Annotated in this window: 6 protein-coding genes and 1 pseudogene; 5 read left to right on the top strand and 2 right to left on the bottom strand. The window is 60.8% G+C overall.

The annotated features are described in order from the left end of the window. Positions 1-157: pseudogene (locus tag AWB69_RS48060) on the bottom strand (YceI family protein); the annotation flags it as partial. Between the two features lie 147 nt (positions 158-304). Continuing rightward, a complete protein-coding gene (locus AWB69_RS29805; RefSeq protein WP_062090415.1) occupies positions 305-865 on the bottom strand; it encodes a cytochrome b in 561 nt (186 codons plus the stop codon). Positions 866-1,363: 498 nt separating this feature from the next. Here AWB69_RS29805 and AWB69_RS29800 point away from each other — a divergent pair, with 498 nt between their 5' ends. The 5 genes from AWB69_RS29800 to AWB69_RS29780 all read left to right on the top strand — a co-directional run bounded on the left by AWB69_RS29800 (position 1,364) and on the right by AWB69_RS29780 (position 6,059). Next, the gene (locus AWB69_RS29800) at positions 1,364-2,131 is read left to right on the top strand and encodes a paraquat-inducible protein A (RefSeq protein ID WP_075644014.1); all 768 of its coding nucleotides are present in this window, start codon (positions 1,364-1,366) and stop codon (positions 2,129-2,131) included. Beyond that, a complete protein-coding gene (locus AWB69_RS29795) occupies positions 2,128-2,823 on the top strand; it encodes a paraquat-inducible protein A (protein WP_082913646.1) in 696 nt (231 codons plus the stop codon). The genes AWB69_RS29800 and AWB69_RS29795 overlap by 4 nt, the downstream gene beginning before the upstream one ends. Beyond that, positions 2,816-4,489, top strand: coding sequence for a PqiB family protein (locus tag AWB69_RS29790; protein ID WP_062090414.1), 1,674 nt, complete (start codon positions 2,816-2,818; stop codon positions 4,487-4,489). The genes AWB69_RS29795 and AWB69_RS29790 overlap by 8 nt, the downstream gene beginning before the upstream one ends. Beyond that, positions 4,486-5,205 (top strand): PqiC family protein, encoded by a 720-nt coding sequence (locus tag AWB69_RS29785; protein ID WP_062090413.1) that lies wholly within the window; start codon positions 4,486-4,488, stop codon positions 5,203-5,205. Before AWB69_RS29790 ends, AWB69_RS29785 begins: the two co-directional genes overlap by 4 nt. A gap of 242 nt (positions 5,206-5,447) precedes the next feature. Next, complete coding sequence (locus AWB69_RS29780) at positions 5,448-6,059, top strand: glutathione S-transferase C-terminal domain-containing protein (RefSeq protein WP_062090412.1); 612 nt, start codon at positions 5,448-5,450, stop codon at positions 6,057-6,059. Positions 6,060-6,087: the final 28 nt, after the last annotated feature.

Here is a 6,087-nt window from a genome sequence, read left to right as displayed (position 1 = left end):
ACTTGCCTTCAACCGGCACGTTCATTTGCTTCGATGTCGCCGTGACCGTGCTTTTGGCCGTGTCGACCTGGGCTTGACCAAAGGCGGAAACCGCCGCGACCAGCGATGCGGCGGAAACGCCTGCAAGCAACCAACGGGAAAATTTCGCGTGTTTCATGTATGTCCTAAGGTCATCCGGAAAATCGGTTGAGCCGCTATTGAAGAGTCAAACGCAATCCGGCGCAACCCGCGCGCAGGAAACTCGCTATCAACAACAAGGAATCAATCACGTCTTATTTCCGCTGAATGCGAACACACACGGCGCTTATCGAAGGAATGGAAGCATGCGTGCGAGCAAACCGTCGCGGTCGACGAATTGATGCTTCAGCGCCGCCAGGACATGCATGATCACGAGCACGAGCAGCGTGTAATTCAAATAGATATGGACCATCTTGAGCGTGCCTTTCAGCACGTTATCCGGTCCGATGATCGTCGGCAGCGGCACCAGTCCGAGATACACGACCTGAATGCCGGCTGCGGAGCTGTAGAGATATCCGGAGGCCGGAATCACCAGCATCAGCGCGTAGAGCAGAAAGTGCGTGAGATGTGCCACCCCTTTCTGCCACGCGGGAATGCGCCGCGGCATGGACGGAGCGCTATGCGTGGCGCGCCAGAGCACACGTACGACCGCGAGCGCGAAAACGGTTACACCGATCCATTTGTGCCAGGAGAAATATTTGAGCTTGGTTGGGGTGAAACCGGGAATGTCGGTCATGATCCAGCCAAGATAGAAGCCGCATACAATCAGCAGCGCGATCAGCCAGTGAAGGCCGATCGCGGTCCGGCTGTAGCGCTCGGAGTTGGCGAAATTCGGGCTGCGTTCCATACGTGGTCCACCGGAAAGAGTGCGAGATTGATGACTTGACCCGAAGCGGTTGTCGCGGATCAACCGCAACAACCCCGGCGACAGGGTCTCAAGGCCGCCATCCTACCCGAACAAGTAAAAGACGGCTTTTTGCTAAAGAAATAGTTGCCGATCCGTCGACGCCCGCGTTACAAATCTGGTATCGGTGGCTTGCTGACACCGTGAGCGGGCCGCGCGGACGAAGCATTCCGCGCGGGCAAAAACCGGTCACAGGCTGAATTGCAGGCCGATTGCAAACCGACCCGCGCCCCGTAAGGCCGCATATCAGGGAGCGGAGAGACCCGGTTACCGGCCGGGGAAATAGCCTGCGATCCCGGTCACGGTACACCTTCCGCGCGGCGGCCTCGCCGTTTGTTACCATGCCCGCAGGCCCGGCCCTTGCTCTTGCAAGCAGCCGCCCCGGTCCAAAAGTTTCAAGACACTAAAACAACACGCCAGTACGAGCCCAGTATTTCGCCCATGGAAGAAGACGATCTGATCGCATGCCACGAATGTGACACGCTGTTTCATAAGCGCGGGCTGCCTTCCCGCAGTTCCGCGAAGTGCACGCGCTGCGGCGCCACGCTCTATCAGAGCGTGTCGTCGAATCTGGACAAGCTTTGCTCCATCACGCTAGCCGCGTTGATCACGTTTTTGATCGCGCAGGCGTTCCCTATTGTCGAACTTGAAACGAACGGCATCACGTCGCAAACGACCCTGATTGGTGCAATCTTCGCGTTGTGGGGCGAGAACATGGAAGTGATCGCGACCATGGTTTTCTGCGCGACCGTCCTTTTTCCGCTCACCGAACTGGTTGCCATGCTGTATTTGCTCGTGCCCTTGCGCGCGGGTTTCATTCCGGCCGGCTTCAGCCAGGTGCTGCGCGCGATCCAGTTCGTGCGGCCGTGGGGAATGATCGAAGTGTTCATGCTCGGGATACTCGTCACGCTGGTGAAAATGGTGAGCATCGCCCGCGTGATTCCCGAAGCGGCGCTATTCGCGTTCGGCGCACTGACCTTGCTGTTTGCGGTCATTCTCACCTTCGACCCGCGCGCGCTGTGGGAAATCGCCGAGCGCGTGGGAGGTCAGGGACCGCTGCGGTACACGCCTTTCGGCGGCCTTCGGTCCGGCCCGGTATCGGCTCATCCAGCCGATCCGCATTCCAGCCCCTCATCCGACTTGATGCGTCCGTTCGCGCCGCAGCACGGGACGCCGCCCGACACAGCCGCTCCACCGACGAAACCATGACCAATCAGCCCGATCCCGATACTGCCGGCACTTCCGACACACCCGAATCGCCCGAGCCGATATACACCACGGCCAAGGAAGCGGGTCTGATCGCCTGCCACGCGTGCAATCGCGTGCAAAAGCGCGTGTTCACGGTCGAGCGTCAGCTTTGCGTGCGCTGCGGCTCGCCGCTGCATCGGCGCAATCCGGACTCGGTCGCGCGCACCTGGGCGTTGCTGTTGTCCGCCGCGATCCTGTACATTCCGGCGAATTTATATCCGGTGCTGCATACGTCGTCGATCGTCGGTTCAGAAGACGACACGATCATGAGCGGCGTGGCGATGTTCTGGAACGATGGCGACTATCCGCTCTCCGCGATCATTTTCATCGCCAGTATTCTTGTGCCGATGCTCAAGCTCGGCACGCTGGCGTTTCTCACCTGGGCCACGCAATCGGGCTCCAAGTGGCGTCCCCGCCAGCGTACGACGTTGTACCGGATCGTCGAAAAAATTGGCCGATGGTCAATGCTCGATGTCTTTGTCGTGACGCTTACCGTGGCGCTCGTGCGCTTCGGTTCACTCGCCGTCATCACGCCGGGGCCGGGCGCGCTCGCGTTCGGCTGCGTGGTGGTGCTCACCATGCTGGCCTCCATGCAATTCGACCCGCGACTGATGTGGGATCACATCGAACCTTCAGGAAAGAAACATGACTAGCCCGCAAGGTCCTGCGAACAACACCGTCAAGGGCCCGAACGAGCCGTCGCGAAATGCAGGCGGTGGCGGCGGCTTGCCGCCCAATCTCCCGGAACCCGTGATCGAGCCGCGCAGCCGCTGGATACCCTCGCTTGTCTGGGTGATTCCGCTGATCGCCGCGCTGATCGGCGTTGCGCTGGTGGTGAAATCCGTGTCGGGACGCGGACCGACGATCACCATCAGCTTCGCGAACGCCGAAGGCCTGGAAACCGGCAAGACCAAGGTGAAATACAAGGACGTCGATGTCGGCACGGTCAAGGAGATCACGCTGTCGAAAGACCACTCACGGGTGCTCGTGGACGTCCAGTTGACCAAGGTCGCCGAGGACTTCGCGGTAAAGGACACACGCTTCTGGGTCGTGCGCCCGCGCGTGGCCGCAAGCGGTGTGACCGGGCTCGGCACGTTGCTTTCCGGCGCGTATATAGGCGTGGATGCCGGGAAATCAAAAGAGGACGAGACCCATTTTGTCGGGCTCGAAACGCCGCCCGCCGTGACCGGCGATCAAAAAGGACGGCAGTTCACCTTGCGCGGCGAGTCGCTGGGTTCTATCGATATCGGCTCGCCTATCTACTACCGGCGCGTGCAGGTCGGGCAAGTGGTCGGCTTTTCGCTCGACAAGGACGGGACCGGCGTCACCATGCAAGTGTTCGTCAATGCGCCGTACGATCAGTATGTCGGCACGAATTCGCGCTGGTGGCACGCAAGCGGCGTCGACCTGCGGCTGGATGCAAGCGGCTTCAAGCTGAATACGCAGTCGCTTGCGACCGTCGTGCTTGGCGGTATCGCGTTCCAGACGCCCCCGAATCAGGAACCCGGAGCGCAGGCGCCGGACAACATGACCTTCCGCCTCGGTTCGGACGAACAGGACGCCATGCGTGATCCGGACGGCCAGCCAATCCGCGTGGTCATGAATTTCAACCAATCGCTACGCGGCTTGTCGGTGGGCGCACCCATCGATTTCCGCGGCATCCTGCTCGGCAGCGTGACGGGCATCGGGATCGAATACGACCCGAAATCGCGCAGCTTCCAGATGCCGGTGACCATGAATATCTATCCTGACCGGTTGGGCAAGCGCTTCCGGGATTCCGTGCCGCGCCAGAACACGGTGGCTGGACAGGAACTGCTCCAGAACCTGGTTTCGAACGGTTTGCGTGGACAGTTGCGTACCGGCAACCTGCTGACCGGCCAGCTTTATGTCGCGCTCGATGTTTTCCCGAAAGCGCCCAAGGCCACCGTGAACGCCAGCGCCGATCCGCTCGAACTGCCGACCGTCCCCAATACGCTCGACGAACTGCAACTGCAGGTAGCGGATATCGCGAAGAAGCTGGACAAGATTCCCTTCGACGACATCGGCAATAACCTGAACAGCGCACTGAAGAACGCGAACAGCCTCTTCAAGCAACTCGATACGCAGGTTGCGCCCGAAGCGCGCAATACGCTCGTCGCCGCGCAGAAGACCTTCGGCGAGGCGCAAAGCACGCTGCAGCAGGACTCGCCGCTGCAGACGGATGTTCATCAGGCGTTGCAGGAACTGACGCGGACGCTGCAATCGCTCAACGCGCTGGCCGATTATCTGGAACGTCATCCGGAGTCGCTTGTGCGCGGGAAACCAGGAGATAAGCCATGAGCTTGGCCAGAATATTGAGGGTCGCCGGCGGGGTGTCGGCGATAGGTCTGGTCGCCGCGCTCGCCGCGTGCAGCAGTTCGCCGACCAGCCGCTTTTATACGCTCAGCGGTAGCGAAACCGGAACCGCGACGAGAACGGCTGCGCCTGCTTCGTTCTATCTGGAAGTGTCCTCGGTGGACATGCCACCGCAAGTCGCGAAGAACCAGATGGTCGTGCAGGATGGCTCGGCGCAAGTCCGTGTGCTCGAGGACGAGCGCTGGGCATCCCTTCCCGCCGACGAAGTCCGGCGCGCGTTGTCGGCGGACTTGTCGCAGCGGCTGGGCGCCATCGACGTCTACGGCACGCCGCATCCCGAGGGCGTACCGGTGTATCGCGTGAAGGTGAATGTGCAGCGCTTCGAATCGTCGCCCGGCCGGCGCGCGCTGATCGACGCCGTGTGGAGCGTGCGCGGTGTGAACAACCAGGCCGTCCTGGCCTGCCGGACGCTGGCCGAACAACCTGTCGACGCCGGGTATGACGCGCTGGTGGCGGGGCATCGGCGAGCTGTCGATCAACTCGCCAGCGAGATTTCCGCCGGGGTTCGGACCGTGAGTTCGGTGCCGGTACCGGTCGCAGCTTCGGCGAGCAAGGCCGGAAAAGTCGCGGCAATTGTGCCGGTTGTACTTCCCTGTCCTGCTGCCGCCATGTCCGCGAACGCGGTTTCGCCTGCACAATGAACGCGGCTGATACGGTTGGGCGTCATACCTCAAGAGCATTCTCAAGAGGATGCGGCGCGTAGGCCCAGGTACCTGTCACGGGTATGACCCGGTGCCACCAGACTGCAACCCGGTTGTACCGAAAGGAGCCCCGGTTTTTTGTCGCCCGACCACAACGCCGCCATCCTGAATTTGCAGTCGGCGTGCGTCCGGGCGGTTAATATCCATCTCCGTGACTACTTTTTGCAGAAACGACAACACAGATGATGAAACTGATCGGTTCGCTCAACAGTCCGTACGTCCGCAAGACGCGGATTGTGATGGCAGAAAAAAAAATCGACTGCGAACTGGTGCTCGAAAACGTCTGGGCATCCGATTCGAAAATCCATAGTTTCAATCCGCTCGGCAAAGTGCCGTGCCTGATCCTGGACGATGGCGAAGCCGTTTTCGATTCGCGCGTGATTTGTGAATATGTCGACACGCTCACCCCGGTCGGCAAACTGCTGCCGCAGGAACGCCGCGAGCGTACCGAAGTGCGATGCTGGGAAGCACTCGCCGACGGCATGCTCGACGCCGCCGTCCTGATTCGCCTGGAAAGCACCCAGCGCGAGGAAGGGCAGCGCAACGACGCGTGGGTAGCGCGCCAACAGCGCAAGATTGACGACGGCCTGAAGGCTATGTCCAAAGGCCTCGCCGCCAAGAACTGGTGTTCGGCCAATCACTTCACGCTGGCGGATATCGCCTGCGGCTGCGCGCTCGGTTATCTCGATTACCGGATGCCCCAGGTGAACTGGCGCGAGGAGTTTCCCAATCTGGACAAACACTTTCAGCGTTTGTCGCAGCGCCAGTCTTTCATCGACACATTGCCCGCCTGAAGCAGTGAGAATGACTTGAAAAGCCCCA

This window comes from Caballeronia udeis (assembly GCF_001544555.2).
GTDB classification, from domain to species: domain Bacteria; phylum Pseudomonadota; class Gammaproteobacteria; order Burkholderiales; family Burkholderiaceae; genus Caballeronia; species Caballeronia udeis.
The sequence above is the reverse complement of the archived record's forward strand: the minus strand, read 5'-3'. Positions and strand labels throughout refer to the sequence as shown.